The sequence below is a fragment of the Microbacterium xylanilyticum genome (assembly GCF_054654695.1).
Genome location: NZ_BAAIEN010000002.1, coordinates 2,215,807 through 2,239,065, shown reverse-complemented (window position 1 = coordinate 2,239,065; position 23,259 = coordinate 2,215,807). Strand labels below are relative to the sequence as shown.

Here is a 23,259-nt window from a genome sequence, read left to right as displayed (position 1 = left end):
GCTCAGGTCCGGTGTGCGTGTTTCCACGCAGGCCGGGGACCCCGACCGGGAGCAGACCGTGGGAGTCGCAGCAGCGGAAGACGGATCCACCGTCCGCGTGCTCGCGGAGGCGGCACGCGATGCCCTGCAGCGCGCCCGGTCCGAGGAGCAGAACGGATCCCTCGAGCGTGCGGCCGTGGCGCGCCGGGAGGCCGCTGCGCGAGCACGGGAGCTGGGGGACGCGGAGCTGCTCGCCGCCGCCGCCACGGCACTCGTGGACCCGTCGATCTGGGCCCACCCGGGCGAGGAGCAGTCGCTGTGCCTCGAATCCCTGAGCATGCTCGGGCCGGATCCTGTCCCGGGTGAGCCCCCCGAGCGCGCCGAGTGGCGGACGGCCGTGCGCACGCGGCTGGACGGTCTCTCCACGGGCTGGCATGTCCGGCCGCGCGCGGTCGCCGCGATCGACGAGGACGAGGCACGGCGCCGCTTCTCCGCATTGCAGACGCGGTACCGGCAGAACGTCGGCGCCGACGGCCTCGGCGTCCGTCTCGTGCTGGCCGAGGACTGCATCGACCTCGGCCACGCCTCCGGCCTGGACTGGATCCTCGCCTGGGGCTGGCACTGGCGCCTGGACGATCTGCTGCATCTCGGGCTGCGGGTGGAGGTGAACCAGGCGGTCACCGAGCTCACGGCCATCATCGGGCGGCTGCGTTCGCCCCTCTGGGACTGGCGGCTGCTGCTCATCCAGACGTGCATGGCGCTGCTCGAGGACCGGATCGCGGACGCCCGTGCGCTGCGGGAGCGGGCTGCTGAAGCGGCTGAGCGCGCCGCCACCGGCGACGGCCCTTCGGCCGACCTCGTGCTCCGCTACCACCTGGCGGCCCGGACCGGCGAGGGCATCGAGGAGATCGAGCGCGAGGTGCGGGAGTGGATCGCCGGCGCGCCGTACTTCGCCCACGCCTGGTGGGCGAAGGTGCTCCTCGAGGCCGGTCGCACGGACGAGGCGGTGTCGGTGTGGCGGTCGCTGCGCGGCCATCTCGCCGACCAGCCGCGCGACGTGGGCGAGTGGCTGCTCGCGCCGGTGGGTCTCGTCGAGGTGGTGGTCGCCGCCCAGGACGCCGAGGGGGCGCGCACACTCCGGGACGGTCTGCTCCCCGCTGCGCACCTGCACGTGGCCGGCCCCGCCACGACGCCCTATGGGGGACCCGTCGCGCTGGCCCTGGCCCGGCTCGAGGCCTTCCTCGGCGACGCCGCCGAGAGCCGCGATCACGCGCAGGACGCGCTGGTGCGCGCCGAGTCCATGGGAGCGCCGTGGTACGCGGCGGCGGCGCGTACCCTGCTGGCGCCGTTCGCAGCGGCACTGGCGCCGCTGTCGCCGCGGGAGACGGAGATCGCCCGCTTCATCGCGGACGCCCGGACCAACCGCGAGATCGCGACGACCCTGTTCCTCTCCGAGCGCACCGTGGAGCAGCACGTCCGCAGCATCCTGCACAAGCTCGGGGCGCCGAACCGGGCCGCGATCGTCGGCTGGGTGCTGCGCGCGGGACGCTGATCCCACGGGCGCGTACGTCTGCTCGGCATTGCGTGTTTTCCCCGATGCCGTCGGGGTCGTGCGAGGCGCACTCTGATCTCAGTGCGGCGCACCCGCGCCGCCGGGGGAAAGGAGCGCAGCCATGCGCATGGTGTATCGGGTCCTCGCGTGGCTGGTCGCCGCGGGCGTCGTCGTGCAGGCCGCCGCGATCGCTTTCGCGAAGGTCGGCGAGGACCATATGGTCGACACCGGGGGAGTGATCGACAAGGCCTTCGTGGAGAGCTCCATGAACGGGACGACGACGTACGTCGGTCTCGCGGGCGAGGCGGTGCATGCGATGAACGGCATGATGGTGCTGCCGGCGCTCGCGCTGCTGCTGCTCATCGCGTCGCTCTTCGTGCGAGGCGGAGGGCCGAAGCTGTGGGCGCTGCTGGTGGTGGGGCTCGTGGCGCTGCAGATCGTGCTCGCGTTCACCATGTTCGACATGCCCTACCTGGGGATCCTGCACGGCATGAATGCGCTGGCCATCCTGCTCGTCGCGATCGCGGCGGCGCTGCGGGCGCGGCGGCGCCCACCGCGGCAGGCGACCGCGCCGGACGCGGCGCAGGCCGCGACGGCGGGGGCGCCGGCGGGAAACGAGCATCAGGATGCCGTCCAGGCGCAGCGTGCTGCGCGGCATGGTCGTCGGGGCCGCATCGGCTGCGGTCACCGGGACGGGTGCGCTGCTGTGGAGCCGCACCCTGCTCGGTGAGCACTCGGTCCGCGCGGCGGGCGCCCATGCCATGCCCGGCATGGGCGACGACGGGGTGAGCGTCGTGAAGCTCACCGCAGATCCGCGGCGCGCGGCGGACGTGCGCGTGCGGCTCGTCGCCCGCCGAGGGCGGATCCCCATCCCGGGCGGGCGCGCGGTGGACGGCTACACGCTGAACGGCACGTCGCCGGGCCCGGTACTGGCGGTGCGGCAGGGCCAGCTCGTCGAGGTCGAGCTCGTGAACGACGACGTCGCGGACGGCGCCACGCTGCACTGGCACGGGATGGAGGTGCCCTGCGCGGCGGACGGCGTCGCCGGGATCACCCAGAACGCCGTGCGGCCGGGCGAGCGCTGCACGTACCGCTTCGTCGCAGACCACGCCGGCACGTACTGGTACCACTCGCACCAGGTCTCGCACGAGCAGGTCGTCGGCGGCCTGCTCGGCGCGGTCGTGATCGCACCGGGAGCGGCTCCGCAGCCGGCGACAGGCACGGTCGCGCTGCTGCACCTGTACGACGGACAGCACACCCTGAACGGCAGGGCCGAGGATCTCCGGGTGCGAGCGTCGACCGGTGACGCCGTGCGGGTGCGCGTCATCAACACCGACAATGGATCCGCGTCGGTGTGGTCGGCCGCGCCGTTCCGGGTGGTCGCGGTCGATGGTCGGGATGTCCACGAGCCCGGCGAGGTGACGGGGCGCATGCTCGTGGTGCCGGCAGGAGGGCGCGCGGATCTGGAACTGACGGTGCCGGGCACCGGCGCGGTGCGCCTGCACACCGGGGGCGCCCGAAGCATCGTCCTGGGGGATCCGGCGTCCGCCCCCGCCCCCGCGCCACAACCCGCCGAAACCCTGGACCTGCTCGGGTACGGCCGACCGGCGCCGCTCGGGTTCGATCCGCAGAGCGCCAACCGGACGTGCGACTACGTCATCGGCCGCAGCGTGGGCTTCATCGACGGGCGGCCCGGGTGGTTCTGGACGATCAACGGACGGATGTACCCGGACGTGCCGGTGTTCGACGTGATGGAGGGAGACGTCGTGCGGATGCGGATCCGCAACGACAGCTCGGAGGTGCATCCCATGCACCTGCACGGGCACCATGTCGTGGTGCTGTCCCGGAACGGACGCGCGGCGACCGGGGCGCCGTGGTGGGCGGACTCGATCGGCGTCCAGCCGGGTGAGTCGTACGAGATCGCCTTCCTCGCGGACAACCCCGGGATCTGGGCGGATCATTGCCACAACCTGCCGCACGCGGTCGACGGGCTGATCGCCCATGTCGCCTACGCCGGCGTCACGACACCGTTCCGGATGGACGGCTCGTCGGGGAACCGACCCGACTGACCGCAGGGTTCAGCGAAACGGAGAGGACGGGGACATGAACAGGACACCTCACGCGACGGCGGCCATCGCGGCCGGCGCCGTCGCAGGCCTCGCCTGGGCGACGTCGATGCGCGGGATGATGGCGCAGTTCGCCGGCGACACCTCCACCTTCCACTGGTTCGCCACCTTCGGCTTCATCCTGGTCCCGGGAACCGTGATGGGTGCGCTGTTCGGCTGGGCGTTCGCTCGCCGCGCGGCGGGCGAGCGCCGCGGAGCGGCGCTGCTCGCACTGACACCGTTCGTGATGGCGGCGGACCCGTCGACGATCCCGCTGCTGGGCGCGTTCGTCGGGGCAGGGTTCCTCTTCTCGGCCCGCAGCCGAGGTTGGGTGCGGCTCCTGGCGGGCATCCCCTCGCTGATCTTCCTGATCGCGGTGCCGATCGGTGCGGCGTTCTTCACGGACATCACCGATCCCCACGGCGCGTGGCTGGTGCTCCAGCTCGGCTCGCTGATCCTGGTGCCCGCGATCGCCGAGATCGCGTTGCAGCGGCCGCGGCATGAGGCCCCGGGCGAACCCGAGCGGGCGTCCGCGTATCGCCCGACGGCGACCGGCGCCTGATCAGCCGGCCGGACTCGGCGGGGGAGTCGGATCCGCGCCGGGGCGTTCGGTGCACGCGTGCGTCGCGGGGATCGTGGCGATCGCCGCGGCCAGGCTCTTGTTGCCGATGACGTCGTTGGCGCTCACGCCCTTGTCCGGCTCATCTGGCTTGCTGTTGATGAACAGCTGGACGGCGGGCTTGCGCCCGTACGTGGTGAGCGTCAGGTACGGGCTCTTCGAGTCGTCGACGAGCCAGTCGATGCCCTGCAGCGAGATGCACTGCAGCCGGCTGGTCGGCTCCGCCTCGGGCAGACCGCAGGTGAGCAGCACCACCGACGGATCTCCCCAGGCGGCGGTCGCCTGGGCGTCGGTCCAGCGGCGGTCGTGCCCGTCGATCGACGGCACGTTCTTCAGGCGCACGGTGACGTCGGCGCACTTCGGGTCGTTCGCGTCGTCGGCGGGATCGAGATGCACCGTGGAGCTGCAGCCCGCCAGCAGTCCCGCCGCGAGCACGAGGGCGGAGACGACGGCGAGACGACGGGGCATCCCTCCAGGCTACCGTTGAGACCATGGTGGACCTTTCAGCTCCGGGATCCGAGCCGACCGCGCAGGGACTCGGATCCGACGATCCGATGATCGGCGAGGTGAGCGAGGGCCGGGTGCTGCGGACGATCCTCGCGCGCACCCCCGCGGGCCGGGACGCGTTGCTGGGCCCCGGCGATGACGCGGCGGTGGTCGCGGCCCCGTCGGGATCGGTCGTCGCCACCACCGACACGCTGGTCGAGGGACCGGACTTCCGCGCGGCGTGGTCGAACGGCTACGACCTGGGCTGGAAGGCCGCGGCGGTCAACCTCGCCGACATCGCGGCGATGGGCGCCCGTCCCACGGCGCTGCTCGTCGCTCTCGCCGTGCCGAAGGACCGCCGGTTGTCGTTCGTCGCTTCGCTGGCCGACGGATTCCGCGACGCGTGCGCGGCCCTGGCACCCGGCTGTGCGGTCGTCGGCGGCGACCTGACCGTTTCGGCGACGCTCATGATCGCGGTCACCGCCCTCGGCGACCTGGAGGGCCGTGCCGCCGTGACACGCGGCGGAGCGCGGATCGGCGACGACGTCGCGATCGCCGGCGAGATGGGGCACGCCGCGCACGGGCTGTCCGTCCTGTTCGGCCGCTTCCATCCCGAAGGCACGGCCGTCCCCGTCGACCCGGCGGCGCTCGGCGAGGGGGAGGCCGACGCGATCGCCGCCCAGCTGCGCCCCGTGCCGCCGATCGGACTGGGGCCGGTCGCGGCCGTCGCCGGCGCCACCGCGATGATGGACGTGTCCGACGGCCTCGCCCTGGACGCCGGACGCATGGCGGAGGCCTCACACGTCACGATCGCGCTCGAGCAGACCGCCCTCGGCGAGCACCCTCGCAGGGCCCTGGCAGGTGGAGAGGACCACGCCCTCCTGGCGACGTTCCCCGCCGGCGTGCTGCCGCCGGGCTTCCGCCTCATCGGATCCGTCGTGCCTGCCGTGGACGGCGCTCCGGTCCTGTACGACGGCGAGCCGGTCGGTCCGCTCGGCTGGGACCCCTACCGCGACGCGGGGGCGGACGCCGCCGGCTGAGGGGCGCAGGCCACCGCGGCGCCGGGCTGCGTTCGTGCTCAGCGCGGGGCCGGCTCCGCCCACCACAGCGCCGTGTCGCCGTAGGCCCGGTCGCGGATCAGCGCGAGCCCGGCCGCGTCGAGGTCCGGCGCGCTCGCGCGGCGCGCGCGCTCGATGACCACGACGGCATCCGAGGACAGCAGCGGCGCCAGCGCCACAAGATCGGCGGTCATCTCCGCATCCGAGAGGTCGTACGGCGGGTCGGTGAACACGAGGTCGAAGGGGCCGGACGCCCGGCCGAGGTAGGTCAGCACGGCGCTCTCGACGACGATCGCCTCGCGGTCGGGCGCGTCCGGGACGGGCGCCGCGCGCAGCGCCTTCCGCACCGCGGCGGCGTTGCGGCGGATGACCGCGGCGGCCGGGCGTCCGCGCTCGACGAGCACGGCGCTCCGCGCGCCCCGGCTCAGCGCCTCGAGCCCGAGCGCTCCGGACCCCGCGTACAGGTCGAGCACGCGCGAGCCCTCGACCGCGTCCATCGACTCGAGCGCGCCGAACAACGACTCGCGCACCCGGTCGCTCGTGGGACGCGTGCCCTGACCGGGGACATCCAGGCGGGTGCCGCCGGCCGAGCCTGCGATGATTCTCGTCACCCGTTCACCCTATGCGCCGCGACTCATTCGCCGTGCGCGCGCGAAAGAGGAGCAGGATGGAACCGTGCCCGAGAGTCTCGCCGATCTGACCCGTATGCCGCAGCCGCAGTTCATCGATGCGGGGGAGGGCGTCGCCCTCGCCACCTACGTGTGGGGGCACCTCGACGGCCCCGTCGTGCTGCTCGTGCACGGCTTCGCCTCCAGCACGCGCGACAACTGGGTGCTCACCGGATGGATCCGGATGCTGCAGCAGGCCGGCTACGGCGTGCTCGGCGTCGACCAGCGCGGGCACGGGGCGAGCGAGAAGCCGCACGAGGCGAGCGGCTACAACGTGCGCACCCTGGCCACCGACGTCGAGCAGGTGCTCGACACCTACCTCGTCGACGACGCCTTCTACGTGGGCTACTCGCTCGGTGCGCGGGTGGGCTGGCAGGTGCTCCAGGACCTGGGCGACCGGATCCCGCGGGCGGTGCTCGGTGGGGTCCCGGACGGGATCCCGCTCGGCCGGCTCGACCTGGACCAGGTGCGCCGCTTCGTCGATGACGGCACGCCCGTCACAGACGCTGTCACCCAGAACTACATCGCCCTCACCGAGCGGGTGCCCGGCAACGACCCGCGGGCGCTGATCGCGCTCGCGCAGGGCATGCGGGAGTCCGGGTCGATGGATCCGGATCCCGCGAGCGCCCCGTCGCAGCCGGTGCTGTTCGCGACCGGGTCCGAGGACGCCGTGATCGCCGGCTCCGTGCGCCTCGCAGAGGCCACGCCGCAGGGACGGTTCTTCGAGATCCCCGGCCGGCACCATTTCAACGCCCCGGGGGCGAAGGCGTTCCGCGAGGCGGCGCTGGCGTTCCTCCAGGAGGCCTGACTCGCCCTCTGCACAGGCGTGCCGGCCGCGGAACGGTGTCCTCGCCCCGCCTTAGACTCTCAGCATGCCGCTCCGCCTCGACTCGCCGCTCGCCGTGGCGGTCGGCGACGGCAATGCGAAGACGCTGCAGAAGGCGTTCGGAATGACCACGGTCGCCGATCTGCTCACGCACTACCCGCGCCGGTACGCCAACCGCGGCGAGCTCACCCCGATCCTCGACCTCCCGAAGGGGGAGACGGTCACGATCGTCGCCGAGGTGATGAAGGTCGACGTGCGCGACATGAAGAACCGCCGCGGCGCGATGATGACCGTCGACATCGGCGACGGCGTCGGCCGGATGGTGCTGACGTTCTTCGCCAAGTACCGCGGCCAGCTGGAGTGGCGGGAGAAGGAGCTGCGGGTCGGACGGCGCGGCGTCTTCACCGGCAAAGTGGGCGACTACCGCGGCGTCACCCAGTTCGCGCACCCCCAGTACGAGATGTTCGACGACGAGCTGCGCGCGCGCACCCAGGCCGACGTCCTCGTCTCCACGCCGCTGCCGATCTACCCGGCCACCGCGGCGCTCACGACCTGGCAGATCGAGAAGATGGTCGGCACGGTGCTCGACGGCCTCGGACCCGTCCCGGACCCCGTGCCGGAGGACGTCCGCCGCAGCGAGGGGCTGCTCGACGCCCGCACGGCCCTGGAGCGGATCCACCGGCCCAGCAACAAGGACGAGATCCCGCCCGCCATCCGCACCCTGCGTATGCACGAGGCGCTGACCCTGCAGACCGCGCTCATGCAGCAGCGCTACCTCGTGCGCATGCTCGACGCGACGGCGCGCCCGGCGAAGCCCGGCGGCCTGCTCGAGCGCTTCGACGCGGCGCTGCCGTTCGAGCTCACCCCCGATCAGCGCACCGTGGGGGAGACGATCGCGGCGGATCTCGTCGGCGGTGCGCCCATGAACCGGCTGGTGCAGGGCGAGGTCGGATCCGGCAAGACGCTCGTGGCGCTGCGTGCGATGCTGCAGGTCGCGGAGTCGGGCGGGCAGGCGGCGCTCATCGCGCCGACCGAGGTGCTCGCCGCTCAGCACCTGCGATCCATCACGAAGATGCTCGGCCCGCAGCTCGCCCCGCTGGTGATGCCGACTCTCCTCACCGGCCAGATGTCGGCGCCGGAGCGGCGCAAGGCCGCTCTTCGCGTCGCCGCAGGACAGGCGCTCATCGTGGTGGGCACGCACGCGCTGCTCAGCGACAAGACGACCTTCGCCGACCTCGGGCTCGTCGTCGTCGACGAGCAGCACCGTTTCGGCGTGGAGCAGCGCGAGGCGCTGCGGGCCAAAGGCACCAGCCCGCACGCGCTCGTGCTCACCGCGACGCCGATCCCGCGCACCGTGGCGATGACCGTGTTCGGCGACCTGGACACCTCGGTGATCCGCACGATGCCGAGCGGACGCGCCGGCATCGAGACGTACGTCGCCCCGCTCTCCGATCACCCCGGCTGGTTCGCGCGGGTCTGGGAGCGCGCCGCAGAGGAGATCGAGAAGGGGCGCCAGGTGTTCGCCGTGTGCGCGGCGATCGACACCGAGAGCGGTGCGGAGGAGGCGGATCAGGAGCACTTCGCCGACGAGGAGGAGGAGAGCCGGGGCCCGCGCTGGGGCGTGGTGCAGCTGCTCGCCGCCCTCGCCACGCACCCGAAACTCGGCACGATGCGCGTCGCGGGACTGCACGGGCGCATGGCCGCGGACGAGAAGGACGCCATCATGCAATCCTTCGCGCGCGGTGAGATCGACCTGCTCGTCGCGACGACGGTGATCGAGGTCGGCGTCGACGTGCCGAACGCGTCCACCATGATCGTGCTCGAGGCCGACCGCTTCGGCGTGTCCCAGCTGCACCAGCTGCGCGGCCGCATCGGCCGCGGCGGCGTGCCCGGGCTGTGCCTGCTGGTCACCGAGGCCGAGCAGGGCACGCCCGCGCGGGACCGGGTCGACGCCGTCGCCGCGACCCTCGACGGCTTCGTGCTGGCCGAGGTCGACCTCGACCTGCGCGGCGAGGGCGACGTGCTGGGCGCCCGGCAGTCGGGCGCGAAGTCGTCCCTGAAGCTGCTGCGCGTCATCAAGGACGCGGATCTCATCGCGCAGGCCCGGTCGATCGCCGAGGAGATCATCGAGGCCGACCCGGCGCTGGAGCGGCACGAGGGCCTCCGCGAGGCCATGGCGCAGCGGCTGAGCATCGAGGACCGCGCGGCGCTGGCAAAGAACTGAGCGCTGCCGGCCCCGGAGCCCGTCGCAGGGACGCACTCGGCTCGCACAGGGATCGGCGCCGTTAGGCTTGGGGGTATGAGCGCTCGGATCGCCGTCGTCCCCGGTTCCTTCGACCCGCCGACCCTCGGCCACCTCGACGTCATCCGCCGCGCCGCGGCGCTGTACGACGAGCTGCACGTGCTCGTGGTGCACAACCCTGACAAGCAGGCCATGCTGCCGGTGGCTCAGCGTCTCGCGCTGCTCGAGGAGTCGATCGCCGAGGCGGGCGTGGCAGGATCCGTCATCGTCGGATCCTGGAGCATGGGCCTCCTCGTCGACTATGCCCGCGACGTGAACGCCGGCGTGCTGGTCAAGGGCATCCGCTCGCAGGTGGACGTGGCGTACGAGTCGCCGATGGCCATCGTGAACCGGCACCTGGCGGACATCGAGACCGTGTTCCTGCTGCCGGATCCGGCGCACGCGCTCGTCTCCAGCTCCCTCGTCCGTCAGGTCGCGGCGCTCGGCGGCGATGTGTCGCCGTTCGTCCCGCCCGCCGTGGCCCGTTTCCTGGACACCGGCGCTCGCGGGATCTGACTCCGGTCCCTGAGCCCGTCGAAGGGCCCGAGCCCGGTTCCCGAGCATCTCGAAGGGGCCGGCCCCGCTGACGGATGCCCCGCCCGGCCCTCTACGGCGTCCTCCCGGTAGACTGGATCCGTGAAGACTCGACGCAATGGACCGTTCGTGCTGCCCGTGCGCGACATCGTTCGGCGACCCGGCGAGATGCGCGAGCACCATCTCACGATCCCGCTGACCGAGCGCTGGGGCGAGGGCCTCGTCGCGGTCGAGGAGGGCGAGGAGCTCGACATCGACGTGCGCCTGGAGTCCGTGCACGAGGGCATCCTCGTCACCGGCGAGGTGGATTCCACGTACCGCGGAGAGTGCGGACGATGCCTGAATCCGATCGACGCGCCTGTCGAAGTCGAGTTTCAGGAGCTTTTCGCGTACCCTGGAGAGGAAGCGAACGACTTCGAGGTTCAAGACGACCACGTGGATCTTGAAACTCTGGTCAGGGACGCGGTCGTACTGTCGCTCCCGTTTCAGCCGGTGTGTCAGCCGGATTGCCCTGGTCTCGACCCCGAGACCGGCGAGCGGCTGACCGGAAGCGCCGGGAAAGAGCAGGTCGCGCCCGTCGATTCTCGATGGGCTGCGCTGCAGCAGATCCAAGACCACGGAAACGCAGCGGAATAGCTGCGCGCCCAGAACACAGAAGGTAAGCAACCATGGCCGGTAACCCCCCGAAGCGCAAGGTCTCCCGTTCCAACACCCGCTCGCGTCGCGCGCAGTGGAAGGCCGAGGCCCCCGCCCTCGTCAAGACCATCGAGAACGGCAAGGTCGTGTACAGCCGTCCGCACCAGGCGAAGGTCGTCACCGACTCGCAGGGCACCGAGCTGTTCCTCGAGTACAAGGGCCGCAAGGTCGCCGACGTCTGATCGATCCGTCGATCATGGCAGAAGTCCCCACGCCGGCCGCTGGCGGGTTCAGGGAACGGACGCACCCACTTTCTGAGCAGCTCGGAGTCGACATCGACCCCGAGCTGCTTCAGCGTGCGCTCACACATCGCTCGTACGCGTACGAGAACGGCGGCATCCCGCACAACGAGCGCCTCGAGTTCCTCGGCGACTCCGTGCTCGGTCAGGCCGTGACCGTCATGCTGTACACGACGCACCCGGATCTCGACGAGGGGTCGCTGGCGAAGCGCCGTGCGAGCGTGGTGTCCACCGTGGCCCTCGCCGAGGTCGCCCGCGGCATCGGCCTGGGCGCGCACATCCTCCTCGGCAACGGCGAGGAGCGCACGGGCGGACGCGACAAGGACTCGATCCTCGCCGACACCATGGAGGCCGTCTTCGGCGCCACCTATCTGTCGGCGGGTCCCGAGGCGGCCACGTCGCTCGTGCTGCGTCTCATCGAGCCGCTCCTCGCCGACCCCGAGCGGTACGGCGCCGCCATGGATCCCAAGACGGCCCTGCAGGAGCTCTCCGCCCGCCACGGGCTCAGCGCGCCGGTCTACCTGGTCGCGTCGACCGGTCCCGACCACGACCGGCGCTTCACCGCGACGGTGACCGTGGGCGAGGTCGCCACGACCGGCACCGGCACGAGCAAGAAGACCGCCGAGATGGCCGCCGCGCTGGCGGCCTGGCACGCACTCAGCGACCGTGCCTGAGCTTCCCGAGGTCGAGGTCGTCCGCGCCGGCCTCGCTCCGGCGATGACCGGGGCGCGCATCGTTGCGGTCGACGTGCACGACGAGCGCGCCCTCACCCGGCACGCCGCGGGCGCCGCCGACTTCGTGGCGCGCCTCCAAGGATCCGCGGTGACGACGGTGGCGCGCCGAGGGAAGTTCCTGTGGATGCCGCTCGCCGCGGCCGGGGGCGATGCGCAGACCGCGATCGTCGGGCACCTCGGCATGTCCGGTCAGCTGCTGCTGCGCCGGCCGGACGCCGAGCCGGAGCGGCACGAGCGGATCCGGATCTTCATCGAGCATCCCGACCACGGCGAGCTGGCCGTGGTGTTCGCGGACCAGCGCACCTTCGGTTCGCTCGCCGTGGACGGGCTGGTGCCGACGGCCGACGGACGGGCGGCGGGCTGGGGGAGCAGCCAGCCCTTCCTCCCGTCGCAGGTCGCGCACATCGCGCGGGACCCCATGGATGACGCCTTCCAGGGCGGGCGCTTCCGCGACGCGCTGCGCACCCGGTCGAGCGCGATCAAGCGGGTGCTGCTGGATCAGACGCTCATCAGCGGCGTCGGCAACATCTATGCCGACGAGTCGCTGTGGGCCGCCCGGATCCACCCCGAGACGCCCGCGTCGGCGCTGTCGACCGTGGCGGTGAACCGCCTCCTCGCGGAGGTGCGCGCCGTGCTGGCGAAGGCCCTCGCAGAAGGCGGCACCAGCTTCGACGCGCAGTACGTCAACGTGAACGGCGAGGCCGGGTACTTCGCGCACTCGCTGAACGCGTACGGCCGCACCGGGCTGCCGTGCCCGCGCTGCGGGGGACCCATCGTGCGGGTCTCGTTCATGAACCGGTCCAGCCACTACTGTCCGAGGTGCCAGCGCAGGCGCTGAGGCGTGCGCCCGTGGTTCCAAGGCAGGCGACCCCGTCCGTCAACGTAGGCTGGGGGAAGCACGGGCAGACGAGCCGCGAAGGAGAGCGCCATGGTCGCACAGGTGCCGTTGGCTGCGGAGCACGGTCGTCCCGTGGTGCAGGCGCGGGCCATCGCCAAGCGCGAGCAGCTCCTCCGCGGAGCCGCTGCGCTGTTCGACGAGGTCGGCTATGCCGCCGCGAGCCTCTCGACCATCGAGCGCCGCTCCGGGGTGTCCCGAGGTGCGATGTACTTCCAGTTCGCGACGAAGCGGGAGATCGCCGACGCGGTCATCGCCGAGCAGCACCGCGCCTCGAGCGGCCTCGTGGAGGCGGCGCTCGGCACCGGGGCCGGGCCGCTCGAGCGCCTCGTCATGATGTGCCACGGTCTCGCCGGTCAGCTCGTGGACGACCCGCTCGTGCGCGGCGGGATCCGGCTCACGATGGAGCTCGCCTTCGAGGACGGTCCGACCGACCCCTACGCAGGGTGGATCGCGGTCATGACCGCCCTCATCACCCGGGCTCAGCAGGCGGGCGCTGTCCTGCCGGACGTTGCTGCGGAGGATGCCGCGCGCGTCCTGGTCGCGTCGTTCACCGGCACCCAGCTGGTCTCGCACGTCCTCGCGAAGCGCGCGGATCTGTCGCACCGCGTCGACGATCTGCTGCGGATCTTCCTGCGCGGGATCATGACGCCGGCGGGGCGCGACGACCTGGAGCGCACGCTCGCCGCGCGCATCTGAGCCGTCACGCGAACTCGCGCCGCCGCCGGAGGCGTCGACCCGCGGCCTCACTCCGCGACCGCTCAGCCGGCGAACGCTCGCAGCAGCAGCGGACGCGTCAGGCGCGTCGCGAGCCAGACGAGGGCGATGCCGGCTCCCAGCACGGCGGCGATCGTCACGAGCGACAGCGGTGCGGTGAGCAGGGTGATGCCGAGCAGCGGCAGGATGAGCACCGCGGCGCAGAGCGCGGAACCGAGCGACACGATCAGCAGAGGCGACATGACGGCGAGGCGGCGGGCGGAATCCACGGTGCCGGCCGGCACCCCGAGCCAGTGCAGACTCCGGTGCAGCGGCCGCTGGTCGAGGATCTCGGATGCCTGCGTGACGGCGACCGAGCACGCCACCATGAGGAACGAGCCCACCAGGGTGATGAGGAGCCCTGTGCGCCTGTCGGTCAGCAGCGCCAGGTCCTGCGCACCTGGGTCGCTCGCCGACAGCACATCCATCAGGGCGACGCCGGTGCCCGCGAACACCGCCATGAAGCTCGACATCGCCACACCGCTCACCTGGCGCCATGCGCCCTTCGGGTCGTCCTGCACGATGCGCGCCGCGAGCAGTCGGCTGGGGGTCTTCGCACGGCGCAGCTGCAGACCCGCGCCGAGCCTCAGAACCCACGGCCCCACAAGGTTCAGCACCAGCAGGCCTGCGCCGAAGATCGCGACGAGGCCCGTCGTCAGCGCGATCGCCCCGCCGATGCCCGGCACGACCCGCCCCGCGACGAAGCCCAGTGCGATGGTCGCGACCGCGATGACCGCGCGCAGCCAGTGCGGCGCCGGCGGGGTCGTCCGGGTGCGCACCCCGAGCGGCGAGATCACCACACGTCGCAGCCCCACCACGGCGCTGACCGCGGCGAGCAGCACCGTCGCCACGGCGATCCCTGCGATCGCGGCGGGCGGGAGCAGCACAGTGGACCCGAGCGGCGCGCCACGGAACGGGATGAGCCCGATGAGCGGGGCGACGCCGAGGTGGATCACGACGCCGCCGGCGACCCCTGCCGCGGCGATCAGCGTGGACTCGACGACCGCGACCGTTCCCACCCCGGACGCGGTGACGCCCAGCAGCCGCAGCGTGGAGAGCCGTTCGTCCCGCCGGCGCGCGGAGAGCCGCGCTGCGGCGCCGCCGAGCGCGGCCAGCGGCAGCACGAGCAGGACGAGGGCGACGGCGGCGAGGACCTGGTAGATCCCGGCGTACTCGTCGGTCCAGCGCCAGAACGCCTGCGCACCGCCGACCACCGTCAGCACGAGTGCCGAGACGACGGCGAACGCGATGGCCGGTATCACCACGACGCCGGCGGAGGCGCGGGTCGGACGCAGCAGCAGCCGCAGGGTGGCGGCGTTCACGCGGCCACCCCCGCGCCCTGCACCCGACCGTCGCGCACGGCGATCGTCCGGGAGCAGCGGGCGGCCACCTGCGGGTCGTGCGTCACGACGACGAGCGTGCGCCCCTGCCCGGTGGTCGACCAGAGCAGCGCATCCATGACCTCGGAAGACGTGGTGGAATCGAGTGCGCCGGTGGGCTCGTCCGCGAAGACGACGCCGGCACCGGTGATCTGGGCGCGGGCGATCGCCACGCGCTGCGCCTGTCCGCCGGAGAGCTCTCCGATGCGGCGGTCCTCCATGCCCTGCAGGCCGAGAGCGGCCAGCCATCCGGCGGCGCGCTGGGTCGCCTCCGCACGGGAGACGCCCGTGATCATCGCCGCGAGGGCCACGTTCTCGATCGCGGTGAGCTCGGGGATCAGCAGCCCCTGCTGGAACACGAACCCGAACGACTCCCGGCGCAACCGCGAGCGCGCGCCCTCGCCCAGCACGCTCACCTCGACGGGCGTGCCGACGGCCGGTGTGAAGATCACCCGGCCCGCATCGGGTCGGGTGATCCCCGCCAGCACATGCAGCAGCGTCGTCTTCCCGGATCCGGACGCGCCCATGATCGCGACCGACTCGCCGGGGGCGACCTCCAGGTCGATGCCGGCGAGGGCGCGGGTGGATCCGAACGACTTGACGAGACCGTGAGCGTGCAGGACGGGTGAGTTCATGCCTCCAGCCTGCGCGCCTCGAGACCCGGCATCATCGGCCGCGGGAGTGAGGATCCGGACGCGCCGTCATCCTCCGGGATGATTCGCAGAGCCAGGGGCACGACGACTCAGGAGCTCAGCACCTTCTTCCACGCCCCGCCATAGGCGATCGGTGCGAAGCCGATCTCCTCGTTGATCGACAGCATCGGACGGTTCTCCTCGGCGTTGTAGGTCACGACGCGGGCCGATCGCGGGAACCGCTCGTGCCAGGCGAGCAGGCCCGCCGTCTTCACGAGCAGCCCGAGCCGGTGACCGCGGTGCGCGGCGAGCACGAAGGTGTCGTTCTGATGCGTGACGCTGTCGAGCGAGCCCTTGAGCGAGAGCTCGTTGTAGGCGCACAGCTCACCGGTCGCGATGTGCTCGGCCGCGGTCACCTGGACCGTGCTGCCCATGGCGAGCCAGCGGGTGTCGTGCTCGCGCACCCGGTCGGCGTCCCAGGTCTCCTCGGGGGAGCCCATGCCCGCATCGGGCACATCGGTGGACATGCGCGCCTTCATCCAGGCGTAGCCTTCGAGCCGTTCGTCCGGCGTCGGCAGCAGCCACTGCACCACGCGGTACCCGGATGCGGCCGCTGCGGCCTGTGCACGCAGTTCCTGCAGGCGCGCCTCGTCGCCCCAGCGGTACTCGCTGACCCGGTCGACCTGCTCCAGCGTCCACCCCTGCGCGAGCAGGAAGCGTGCGGTGTGGTCGTGAGGAACCGTCCCGAAGCCGGTGGGCGGGCTCAGTCTCGCGTCGTCGGAGGGCAGGTGCTCCGTCCACACCTGCAGGGTGCGCACGCCCTCGGAGCGCGCCAGGTTCTCGAGATGAGCGGCGACCGCGGTCGCCAGCCCTCTGCCCTGCCAGGCCCGCACGACGCTGATCGCGCTGACGGCGGTGGTCCCGCCGCTGTCGTGCAGCACGTTCAGCAGCGCCACGCCGACCGTCTCGTCTGCCGCGGTGATCCGCCATTGGCGGCGATGGGTGTGCTCATCGGACGTGAGGAGCGGCAGCAGCTCGTCCGGCGTGAAGTCGTCGTCGGCGCGGCCGGACGCCTCGGCCAGGCAGCGGTTGCGGGTCTCGGCGTAGTCGCGGAACGCCCCCGGCGCCCCCGCGTCCGCCCGTGCGGGGAGCACGAGCGGACGCAGGGCGGCGCCGGAGGGCAGGGGGATGACCCGGTCCTGGGCGGGTGCCTGGATCATCAGAGCACCTGCCGCATCGCGGTCTGGGCGAGGCGGTTCGCCTCGTACTCCTCGAGCACGCGGAGGCGGTCGGCGTCGTGCCGAGCCTGCTGGGCCGGGGTGCGCGTGAGCGGGCGCGTCCGCACGATCAGGTGCAGGGCGACGCGCAGCGCCACGCGCTGGGCCAGCGACAGGTTGCGGAGCTCCTCCTCGCGGGGGAGCTGGATGGACAGGTCGCGCTCGGAGGGAACGCGGTGCGTCGACTCGGTGGGAGGCGAAGCGTGCAATGCGGTGTTCACGGTGATTCGCTTTCGTTGGTCGTGCCGGAAAGGCGGTTTCGCTCCACGACGCGGTCGCCCGGTAGGGCGCCGTGGCATGTCACGGGTGGGGGAGACGGATCCGGGACGGGATGTCCGGGACCGGGCAGGCGATCGACGATCGTCGCGGGAGCGCGGATCGGATCGCGGACGCCGAAGCGTCAGGCCGGCCTCAGGCCGGGGCGAGGGAGAGTGCGCCCGCTATGCGGCGAGACGCGCGCAGACGCCGACGGAAGTCGCCGGAGACGCATCGATCCCACGGAATGGGGTGAATGCAATGCGGTTGGTCATCATCTCGGCAACCTCCTTTCTCGGCTCGGAGTTGTCACGCTAGCCCAGGCTCATAGGAAGCGTCAAGCCGACACTCAGAAATCCCTGGACCCCGGGCGTTTCGCGGACACCGCGCGCGGCGGTGCGAGCTCTCAGTACTCGCTCTTGATCACGAAGTAGGACCCGCGGATCTCGCCGGCGAGCTTCGAGCGCTGCCGTGCGAACTTGAACGCCGACAATTCCTCGGGGACATCCATGCCCTGGGAGAGCTTGAAGCCGACGGCGCGCTTGCCGCCCTCTGCCAGCGTGTACATGACGTTGATCGAGAGACCCGACTCGTAGAACACGTAGGTCATGCGGATCCCGTCGACCTCGAAGTCGCTGAGCTCGAGGGGCCTGCCGGAGATCGTGATCCCGCGCTCCTCGCGGAGGATCCGGGTCACCCGCTCCAGGGCCGACGGGTTCTCCTGGGCCGTGTCGACGGTGAACACGTGGTCGTACTTGTTCCGGAAGTAGCGCGCCTCGTTCGCCCGCAGGCCTGCGAGGGCATCGGCGACGGGGGAGGACTCGAGGCCGGTGGTCTCAACGTTCACGAAGTCGACGACGTACGACATGTTGTCCTCCTCTGGTGGATGCGGAGCATCTCAGAGCGTAATGGCGGGCCCTCGCCTCGAGGGTGCGGATTCAAACCAAGCCGTATAGCTTGGTCATGCACGACGGAGGGCGACCACCCTGCGTTCCGCGGACCCGCGACGGCGTCCGGAGCGCAGGGTGGCACCGTCGGCGCACCGCTCGGATCTCGGCGCGTCGCGGACGTCGTTCCCAGGAAAACCCAGGGCTTCGCGCGTTTCCGGACGTCCTGCGGGCGGGAGGGACGATAGCGTAGATGCCGTGATCCTCGTCGACCCTCGCGCGTGCCCATGCACCTGAAGAGCCTGACCCTCAAGGGGTTCAAGTCCTTCGCGCAGCCGACGACGTTCGCCTTCGAGCCCGGAGTCACCTGCATCGTCGGCCCGAACGGATCCGGAAAGTCCAATGTCGTCGACGCGCTCGCCTGGGTCATGGGCGAGCAGGGCGCGAAGACCCTTCGCGGCGGGAAGATGGAGGACGTCATCTTCGCGGGCACCTCGACGCGCGGACCGCTCGGGCGCGCGGAGGTGCAGCTCACGATCGACAACAGCGACGGCGCGCTGCCCATCGAGTACGCCGAGGTCACGATCAGCCGCACGCTGTTCCGCAACGGCTCGAGCGAATACGCGATCAATGGCGAGAGCTGCCGCCTGCTCGACGTCCAGGAGCTGCTGAGCGACTCCGGACTCGGGCGGGAGATGCACGTCATCGTGGGGCAGGGGCGCCTGGACACGGTGCTGCAGGCCTCTCCCGAGGACCGGCGCGGGTTCATCGAGGAGGCCGCGGGCATCCTCAAGCATCGGCGGCGCAAGGAGAAGACCCTGCGCAAGCTCGACGCGATGGAGACGAACCTCACCCGCCTCAGCGATCTGGCGGGGGAGATCAGGCGTCAGCTGAAGCCGCTGGGCCGGCAGGCGGAGATCGCGCGCGAGGCGCAGACGATCGCCGCCGTGGTGCGCGACGCGAAGGCCCGGATCTTCGCGGACGACGTGGTCACGCTGCGCGCGGCGCTGGCGGATCACACCCGCAACGAGCATGAACGGCACGCCGAGCGCGTGGTGCTGAGCGAGCAGGGCGACCGCATCCGCGCCGAGATCACGCGCCTCGAGGCGCTGCAGAACTCGGCGGCCGTCGATGAGGCGCGCCGCGTCGCGTTCGGGCTCGAGCAGGTGCAGGAGCGGATGCGCGGCCTGTTCACGCTCGCCAACCAGCGGCTCGCCCTCCTCGGATCCGAGGACGAGGACGCCGCGGTCACCGCGGTCACCGTCACGCAGGCGACCATCGACGAGGCCAAGGCCGAGGTGGAGGAGATCTCCTCGGGCATCGGGCGGGCCCAGGATGCCGCGCACGAGGCGACGCGCGAGGTCGCGAACGCCCGGGCCGAGCTCGACGCCCTCGACGTCGACATCGCGGAGCAGAGCGCCCTGGTCTCCGCCCACGACATGCGGCTGACCACCCTGCGCGGGCAGTCCGAGGCCGCTGCGTCCGCCCTGGCCGCGGTGCGCGGCGCCGTGCTGCGCCAGGAGAACGCCCTCGAGGCCGCGCACCAGCGCCGCCGCGAGGCTGCCGAGGCACGTGAGCGCATCGAGGAGGGCGAGGCGCCCGAGGGCACCGCGGCGGAGCACGCCGAGGCGTACGAGCGGGCGCAGGCCCGCGCCGTCGCGGCGGAAACGGCCCTCGGTGAGCTGCGCGAGCGACTGCACGCTGCGGAGCGCGAGGCGGAGGCGCTGACCGCCCGCGCCGCGGCGCTCGGCAGCGCCATCGCCGTGACCGGCGGGGCGGCGGAGATCGTCGCGGCGGGTCGGCCCGGGGTGCTCGGGCTCGTGGGCGACGCGGTGCAGGTCACCCCGGGCTACGAGGCGGCGATCGCCGCCGTGCTCGGCCCCCTCGCCGAAGGCGTCCTCGTCGAGGACGCGGCGGCCGCCTTCGCCCTCGCGGCCGACGACGCCACCGCCGGCGCGTACGACATCGTGATCGCGGAGGGCGCCGCATCGGCCGTGGCCGACGCACGCATCCCTGGCGCGACGCCGGCGACCGACGTGGTGACGGCACCCCCGGGGATCCTCGGCGTCCTGTCCCACGTGGTGATCGTGGAGGACCTGACCGCGGCCCGCTCCGCGCACGCCGCCGCCGTCGCCGCGGCCGGGGTGCCGCTCACCGTCGTCACGCGCGCGGGCGAGGTGCTCACGGCCCACACCCTGCACACCGGCTCGGGCGGGGAGCGTTCGAGGCTGGAACTCATCGCCGAGCGCGACGCCGCCGTCGACCGGCTCAGCGAGGTGCGCGTGGTCGTCGACTCTCTGCGCGAGGCCCGAGAGGACGCGACGGAGGCCTTGGAGACCGTGCGCAGGGCGTCCCGGGACGCCCTGCGCACGCTGCGCGAGCACGACGCCGCGCTGGCCGCGCACACCGAGCAGGTCAACCGCGTCACCGTGCAGCACGAGTCGGCGGTGGCCGAATGCGAGCGCCTGGAGTCGGGGCTCGCCCAGGCGCAGTCCGCCGTCGCGGACGCCGAGACCAACGCGGACGCCGCCAAGCAGGCCCTGGCCGAGGCGGAGGCCGCCCCGCGCCCCGTGCTCGACGCGTCTGCGCGCGATGGTCTGCTCGAGGCCCTGGAGGCGGCGCGCGAGGCCGAGGTCGAGGCGCGCCTGGGCGTGGAGACCATGCGCGAGCGCGTGCGCGCGGCTCAGGCGCGGGTCGCCTCGCTGGAGCGCCAGCGCGAGCGCGAGAAGGAGGCCGCGGCGGAGGCGGCCCGGCGTGCCGTCATCCGGCGGGCGCAGCGCGAGACGGCGTCCGGCGTCGCTGCGGAGCTGCCGCGCATCCTGGATTCGCTCGACCGCTCGGTCGCGGAGGCGCGTCTGGCGCTGGCCGCGGCGGAGTCGGCGCGGTCCGCGCAGAACGAGGAGCTGAGCGCGCTGCGCCGTCAGGACGCGTCGATCCGCGAGCGCCTCGCCGGACTCACCGAGAGCGTGCACGGTCTCGAGCTGCAGATCCACGAGAAGAAGCTCCACCTGACGAGCCTGCTCGAGCGCGTGCAGTCCGAACTCGCGCTCGACGAGGACATCCTCATCGCCGAGTACGGACCCGACCAGCTGGTGCCGCGCGATGTCGTGTCGCTGACGGCCGAGCCGGCGAACCTCGTGGAGGCCGCCGATGAGGCCGGATCCGATGAGGATCCGACGCCGACGGGGATCCCCTACGATCGCCGGATCCAGCAGCGCCGGCTGCAGGAGGCCGAACGCAAGCTGGCTCAGCTGGGCCGGGTGAACCCGCTCGCGCTCGAGGAGTTCGCAGCGCTGGAGCAGCGGCATGCGTTCCTCACCGAGCAGCTCGCCGACCTCACCAAGACGCGGCAGGATCTGCTGACGATCATCGCCGAGCTGGATGAGCGGATGCAGACGATCTTCGCGTCGGCGTTCGAGGACACCCGGCAGGCCTTCGGAGAGGTGTTCCCGCTGCTGTTCCCGGGAGGTGCGGGCAGCATCTCGCTCACGAACCCGGACGACCTGCTGAACACCGGCATCGAGGTCGCGGTGCGCCCGGTCGGCAAGAAGATCGAGCGGCTCTCCCTGCTCTCGGGCGGCGAGCGCTCGCTCGCGGCCGTCGCGTTGCTCGTGGCGATCTTCAAGGCGCGCCCCAGCCCGTTCTACATCCTGGACGAGGTCGAGGCGGCCCTCGACGACGCGAACCTGGGACGCCTGCTCACGGTGTTCGAGCAGCTCAGCGCGAGCTCGCAGCTGCTCGTGATCACGCACCAGAAGCGCACCATGGAGATCGCCGACGCGCTCTACGGCGTCTCGATGCGCCAGGACGGCGTCTCCGCGGTCGTCGGCCAGCGTGTCGGCGACCGCGCCGCCGCCGCAGCTGCGGTCTGAGCCTGCCGCCCTCGGCGAACACGCCGGAAGCGCACGGCGTGGCCACGTAGGCTGGTGCCATGGCGGATAAGTCCTGGTCCCTCGGCCGCGCGCTGCGCGGCATGTTCGTCAAGCCCACCATCGACGAGGACACCTGGGAAGACCTCGAGACCGCCCTGATCACCGCCGACTTCGGCCCGGACATCACCGAGCGCCTGATCGACGAGCTGCGCGCGAAGGTGGAGCGGTACCGCACGACGGATCCGAAGGACCTGCAGCGCATGCTCCGCGAGACGCTCGAGGAGCACTTCGCGAAGTTCGACACCACCCTCAAGCTCACCGAGCGCCCTGCGGTGGTGCTCGTCGTCGGAGTGAACGGCGTCGGGAAGACGACGACGATCGGCAAGTTCACCAAGTTCCTCCGCGGCTACGAGCGGTCGGTCGTGGTCGGCGCGGCCGACACGTTCCGCGCCGCCGCGGTCGAGCAGCTGGGCACCTGGGCGCAGCGCGCCGGCGCCGCGATCGTCCGCCCGGAGCAGCAGGGCCAGGACCCGGCGTCCGTCGCGTTCCAGACCGTCGAGTACGCGAAGAACAACGGCACCGAGATCGTCATCATCGACACGGCCGGCCGCCTGCACACCAAGGGCGGGCTCATGGACGAGCTCTCCAAGATCCGCCGCGTCGTCGAGAAGCAGGCGCCGATCAGCGAGGTGCTGCTCGTGCTCGACGCGACGACGGGGCAGAACGGGGTGCTGCAGGCCGAGGCGTTCCTCGAGCACGCGGGCGTCACGGGCCTCGTGCTCACCAAGCTCGACGGCTCCGCGAAGGGCGGATTCGTGCTCGCCGTGCAGGAGCGCACCGGCATTCCGGTGAAGCTCCTGGGCCAGGGTGAGGGCATCGACGACCTCACCGGCTTCACTCCGCACGTGTTCGTGCAGGCTCTCGTCGGCTCCTGATCCGCGCTGTTTCCCGGCGCGCGAGGCGCGGACTACCGCGCCGCGCGCAAGGCTGGTTTTATAGCCGTATGGCGATCGAACACGACTTCTTCGGACTGCTGTCCTCGGGACCGGACGGATCGATCTTCTGGTCCGAGACAGTGGAGTTCGGCGACCATGCCCTCACCGTCGACCTGACCGCGCCCGACCAGGAGGACGTCTCCCGGGAGTCTCTCGACATCGCCGCCGCCTTCGTCTCCGGGCTCGAGGCGATCGACGCCAAGGCCCGCCGCGGCATGCTCTCCGAGGTCGATGATCGCACCAGCGAGGTCACCGAGTACATCCTGCAGCAGCAGGAGGAGTACGGCGACGAGCTGACCGACTACCTCGTCGACGTGAGTGGCGATGCCGCGGTCGACATCATCCGATCGCTCCGCCTGATGAGCATGACGCTGCTCGTGGACGAGCACGGCGGCAGCGAGCCGTTCGCCGTGCTCGAGTATGCGCTCGACGCGGACGGCGACGACGACGTGCTGCTGGTGAACTTCGGATCCGACGGCTCCGTGCTGTCGGTCATGAGCGCCGACTGACCACGGATCGGACGCCAGAAGGACG

Annotated in this window: 23 protein-coding genes; 16 read left to right on the top strand and 7 right to left on the bottom strand. The window is 72.0% G+C overall.

What is annotated here, in order from left to right; translation table 11 throughout:
- Positions 1-58 precede the first annotated feature (58 nt).
- From ACYQ1L_RS11385 to ACYQ1L_RS11370, 4 genes are all read left to right on the top strand, one after another.
- Complete coding sequence (locus ACYQ1L_RS11385) at positions 59-1,531, top strand: helix-turn-helix transcriptional regulator (RefSeq protein WP_460004246.1); 1,473 nt, start codon at positions 59-61, stop codon at positions 1,529-1,531.
- Positions 1,532-1,652: 121 nt separating this feature from the next.
- Positions 1,653-2,261, top strand: a complete 609-nt coding sequence (locus ACYQ1L_RS11380) for a hypothetical protein (RefSeq protein ID WP_460004245.1) — start codon at positions 1,653-1,655, stop codon at positions 2,259-2,261.
- A complete protein-coding gene (locus ACYQ1L_RS11375; protein WP_460004244.1) occupies positions 2,158-3,600 on the top strand; it encodes a multicopper oxidase family protein in 1,443 nt (480 codons plus the stop codon). Before ACYQ1L_RS11380 ends, ACYQ1L_RS11375 begins: the two co-directional genes overlap by 104 nt.
- 34 nt (positions 3,601-3,634) lie before the next feature.
- Complete coding sequence (locus ACYQ1L_RS11370) at positions 3,635-4,198, top strand: hypothetical protein (protein ID WP_460004243.1); 564 nt, start codon at positions 3,635-3,637, stop codon at positions 4,196-4,198.
- Here ACYQ1L_RS11370 and ACYQ1L_RS11365 read toward each other — a convergent pair whose 3' ends face one another.
- Positions 4,199-4,723 (bottom strand): DUF3515 family protein, encoded by a 525-nt coding sequence (locus ACYQ1L_RS11365; RefSeq protein ID WP_460004242.1) that lies wholly within the window; start codon positions 4,721-4,723, stop codon positions 4,199-4,201.
- A gap of 23 nt (positions 4,724-4,746) precedes the next feature.
- On the opposite strand from ACYQ1L_RS11365, the gene thiL reads away from it, so the two are divergent.
- On the top strand, positions 4,747-5,781 hold the full coding sequence (gene thiL / locus ACYQ1L_RS11360; RefSeq protein WP_460004241.1) for a thiamine-phosphate kinase: 1,035 nt from the start codon (positions 4,747-4,749) through the stop codon (positions 5,779-5,781).
- Between the two features lie 38 nt (positions 5,782-5,819).
- On the opposite strand, the gene rsmD is transcribed toward thiL, so the two are convergent.
- Entirely contained in the window at positions 5,820-6,410 is a 591-nt protein-coding gene (rsmD, locus tag ACYQ1L_RS11355) for a 16S rRNA (guanine(966)-N(2))-methyltransferase RsmD (protein WP_460004240.1), read from the bottom strand.
- 94 nt (positions 6,411-6,504) lie between these two features.
- Between rsmD and ACYQ1L_RS11350 the strand changes: the two genes are divergently transcribed.
- The 8 genes from ACYQ1L_RS11350 to ACYQ1L_RS11315 all read left to right on the top strand — a co-directional run bounded on the left by ACYQ1L_RS11350 (position 6,505) and on the right by ACYQ1L_RS11315 (position 13,371).
- Positions 6,505-7,275 carry an alpha/beta fold hydrolase gene (locus ACYQ1L_RS11350; protein WP_460005808.1) on the top strand — a complete coding sequence of 257 codons (771 nt, stop codon included), beginning with the start codon at positions 6,505-6,507 and terminating at the stop codon, positions 7,273-7,275.
- 64 nt (positions 7,276-7,339) lie between these two features.
- Positions 7,340-9,517 (top strand): ATP-dependent DNA helicase RecG, encoded by a 2,178-nt coding sequence (locus tag ACYQ1L_RS11345; RefSeq protein WP_460004239.1) that lies wholly within the window; start codon positions 7,340-7,342, stop codon positions 9,515-9,517.
- Between the two features lie 75 nt (positions 9,518-9,592).
- Positions 9,593-10,090, top strand: coding sequence for a pantetheine-phosphate adenylyltransferase (coaD, locus tag ACYQ1L_RS11340; protein ID WP_460004238.1), 498 nt, complete (start codon positions 9,593-9,595; stop codon positions 10,088-10,090).
- Positions 10,091-10,276: 186 nt separating this feature from the next.
- Entirely contained in the window at positions 10,277-10,744 is a 468-nt protein-coding gene (locus tag ACYQ1L_RS11335; protein WP_460005807.1) for a YceD family protein, read from the top strand.
- Between the two features lie 32 nt (positions 10,745-10,776).
- Positions 10,777-10,986: a 50S ribosomal protein L32 gene (gene rpmF / locus ACYQ1L_RS11330; RefSeq protein WP_013586329.1), complete on the top strand. Its 210-nt coding sequence runs from the start codon at positions 10,777-10,779 to the stop codon at positions 10,984-10,986.
- A gap of 14 nt (positions 10,987-11,000) precedes the next feature.
- Positions 11,001-11,717: a ribonuclease III gene (gene rnc, locus ACYQ1L_RS11325; protein ID WP_460004237.1), complete on the top strand. Its 717-nt coding sequence runs from the start codon at positions 11,001-11,003 to the stop codon at positions 11,715-11,717.
- The gene (gene mutM / locus ACYQ1L_RS11320) at positions 11,710-12,615 is read left to right on the top strand and encodes a bifunctional DNA-formamidopyrimidine glycosylase/DNA-(apurinic or apyrimidinic site) lyase (protein WP_460004236.1); all 906 of its coding nucleotides are present in this window, start codon (positions 11,710-11,712) and stop codon (positions 12,613-12,615) included. Before rnc ends, mutM begins: the two co-directional genes overlap by 8 nt.
- A gap of 90 nt (positions 12,616-12,705) precedes the next feature.
- A complete protein-coding gene (locus ACYQ1L_RS11315) occupies positions 12,706-13,371 on the top strand; it encodes a ScbR family autoregulator-binding transcription factor (protein ID WP_460004235.1) in 666 nt (221 codons plus the stop codon).
- Between the two features lie 62 nt (positions 13,372-13,433).
- Here the strand turns inward: ACYQ1L_RS11315 and ACYQ1L_RS11310 are convergent, their stop codons facing one another.
- The 5 genes from ACYQ1L_RS11310 to ACYQ1L_RS11290 form a co-directional block, all read right to left on the bottom strand.
- Positions 13,434-14,750, bottom strand: a complete 1,317-nt coding sequence (locus tag ACYQ1L_RS11310) for a permease (protein ID WP_460004234.1) — start codon at positions 14,748-14,750, stop codon at positions 13,434-13,436.
- Positions 14,747-15,442 (bottom strand): ABC transporter ATP-binding protein, encoded by a 696-nt coding sequence (locus ACYQ1L_RS11305; RefSeq protein WP_460004233.1) that lies wholly within the window; start codon positions 15,440-15,442, stop codon positions 14,747-14,749. The genes ACYQ1L_RS11310 and ACYQ1L_RS11305 overlap by 4 nt, the downstream gene beginning before the upstream one ends.
- Positions 15,443-15,549: 107 nt before the next feature.
- Positions 15,550-16,659 (bottom strand): GNAT family N-acetyltransferase, encoded by a 1,110-nt coding sequence (locus ACYQ1L_RS11300; RefSeq protein WP_460004232.1) that lies wholly within the window; start codon positions 16,657-16,659, stop codon positions 15,550-15,552.
- On the bottom strand, positions 16,659-16,937 hold the full coding sequence (locus ACYQ1L_RS11295; RefSeq protein ID WP_460004231.1) for a hypothetical protein: 279 nt from the start codon (positions 16,935-16,937) through the stop codon (positions 16,659-16,661). The genes ACYQ1L_RS11300 and ACYQ1L_RS11295 overlap by 1 nt, the downstream gene beginning before the upstream one ends.
- Positions 16,938-17,377: 440 nt before the next feature.
- Entirely contained in the window at positions 17,378-17,839 is a 462-nt protein-coding gene (locus ACYQ1L_RS11290) for a phage tail protein (RefSeq protein WP_460004230.1), read from the bottom strand.
- Positions 17,840-18,145: 306 nt separating this feature from the next.
- On the opposite strand from ACYQ1L_RS11290, the gene smc reads away from it, so the two are divergent.
- The 3 genes from smc (at position 18,146) to ACYQ1L_RS11275 (ending at position 23,234) form a co-directional block, all read left to right on the top strand.
- Positions 18,146-21,730 carry a chromosome segregation protein SMC gene (gene smc, locus ACYQ1L_RS11285; protein ID WP_460005806.1) on the top strand — a complete coding sequence of 1,195 codons (3,585 nt, stop codon included), beginning with the start codon at positions 18,146-18,148 and terminating at the stop codon, positions 21,728-21,730.
- Between the two features lie 59 nt (positions 21,731-21,789).
- Positions 21,790-22,665, top strand: a complete 876-nt coding sequence (gene ftsY / locus ACYQ1L_RS11280) for a signal recognition particle-docking protein FtsY (RefSeq protein ID WP_460004229.1) — start codon at positions 21,790-21,792, stop codon at positions 22,663-22,665.
- Positions 22,666-22,733: 68 nt separating this feature from the next.
- Positions 22,734-23,234 carry a DUF2004 domain-containing protein gene (locus ACYQ1L_RS11275; protein WP_159575977.1) on the top strand — a complete coding sequence of 167 codons (501 nt, stop codon included), beginning with the start codon at positions 22,734-22,736 and terminating at the stop codon, positions 23,232-23,234.
- The last annotated feature ends 25 nt before the right edge of the window (positions 23,235-23,259 follow it).

Coding starts and splice junctions, on each gene's coding strand:
- ACYQ1L_RS11305 (WP_460004233.1), bottom strand. CDS start 15,442: ATGAACTCACCCGTCCTGCACGCTCACGGTCTCGTCAAGTCGTTCGGA.
- ACYQ1L_RS11365 (WP_460004242.1), bottom strand. CDS start 4,723: ATGCCCCGTCGTCTCGCCGTCGTCTCCGCCCTCGTGCTCGCGGCGGGA.
- ftsY (WP_460004229.1), top strand. CDS start 21,790: ATGGCGGATAAGTCCTGGTCCCTCGGCCGCGCGCTGCGCGGCATGTTC.
- ACYQ1L_RS11300 (WP_460004232.1), bottom strand. CDS start 16,659: ATGATCCAGGCACCCGCCCAGGACCGGGTCATCCCCCTGCCCTCCGGC.
- ACYQ1L_RS11290 (WP_460004230.1), bottom strand. CDS start 17,839: ATGTCGTACGTCGTCGACTTCGTGAACGTTGAGACCACCGGCCTCGAG.
- ACYQ1L_RS11375 (WP_460004244.1), top strand. CDS start 2,158: ATGCCGTCCAGGCGCAGCGTGCTGCGCGGCATGGTCGTCGGGGCCGCA.
- ACYQ1L_RS11380 (WP_460004245.1), top strand. CDS start 1,653: ATGCGCATGGTGTATCGGGTCCTCGCGTGGCTGGTCGCCGCGGGCGTC.
- ACYQ1L_RS11275 (WP_159575977.1), top strand. CDS start 22,734: ATGGCGATCGAACACGACTTCTTCGGACTGCTGTCCTCGGGACCGGAC.
- ACYQ1L_RS11345 (WP_460004239.1), top strand. CDS start 7,340: ATGCCGCTCCGCCTCGACTCGCCGCTCGCCGTGGCGGTCGGCGACGGC.
- thiL (WP_460004241.1), top strand. CDS start 4,747: ATGGTGGACCTTTCAGCTCCGGGATCCGAGCCGACCGCGCAGGGACTC.
- rnc (WP_460004237.1), top strand. CDS start 11,001: ATGGCAGAAGTCCCCACGCCGGCCGCTGGCGGGTTCAGGGAACGGACG.
- ACYQ1L_RS11315 (WP_460004235.1), top strand. CDS start 12,706: ATGGTCGCACAGGTGCCGTTGGCTGCGGAGCACGGTCGTCCCGTGGTG.
- rpmF (WP_013586329.1), top strand. CDS start 10,777: ATGGCCGGTAACCCCCCGAAGCGCAAGGTCTCCCGTTCCAACACCCGC.
- ACYQ1L_RS11335 (WP_460005807.1), top strand. CDS start 10,277: ATGCGCGAGCACCATCTCACGATCCCGCTGACCGAGCGCTGGGGCGAG.
- ACYQ1L_RS11350 (WP_460005808.1), top strand. CDS start 6,505: ATGCCGCAGCCGCAGTTCATCGATGCGGGGGAGGGCGTCGCCCTCGCC.
- coaD (WP_460004238.1), top strand. CDS start 9,593: ATGAGCGCTCGGATCGCCGTCGTCCCCGGTTCCTTCGACCCGCCGACC.
- ACYQ1L_RS11370 (WP_460004243.1), top strand. CDS start 3,635: ATGAACAGGACACCTCACGCGACGGCGGCCATCGCGGCCGGCGCCGTC.
- smc (WP_460005806.1), top strand. CDS start 18,146: ATGCACCTGAAGAGCCTGACCCTCAAGGGGTTCAAGTCCTTCGCGCAG.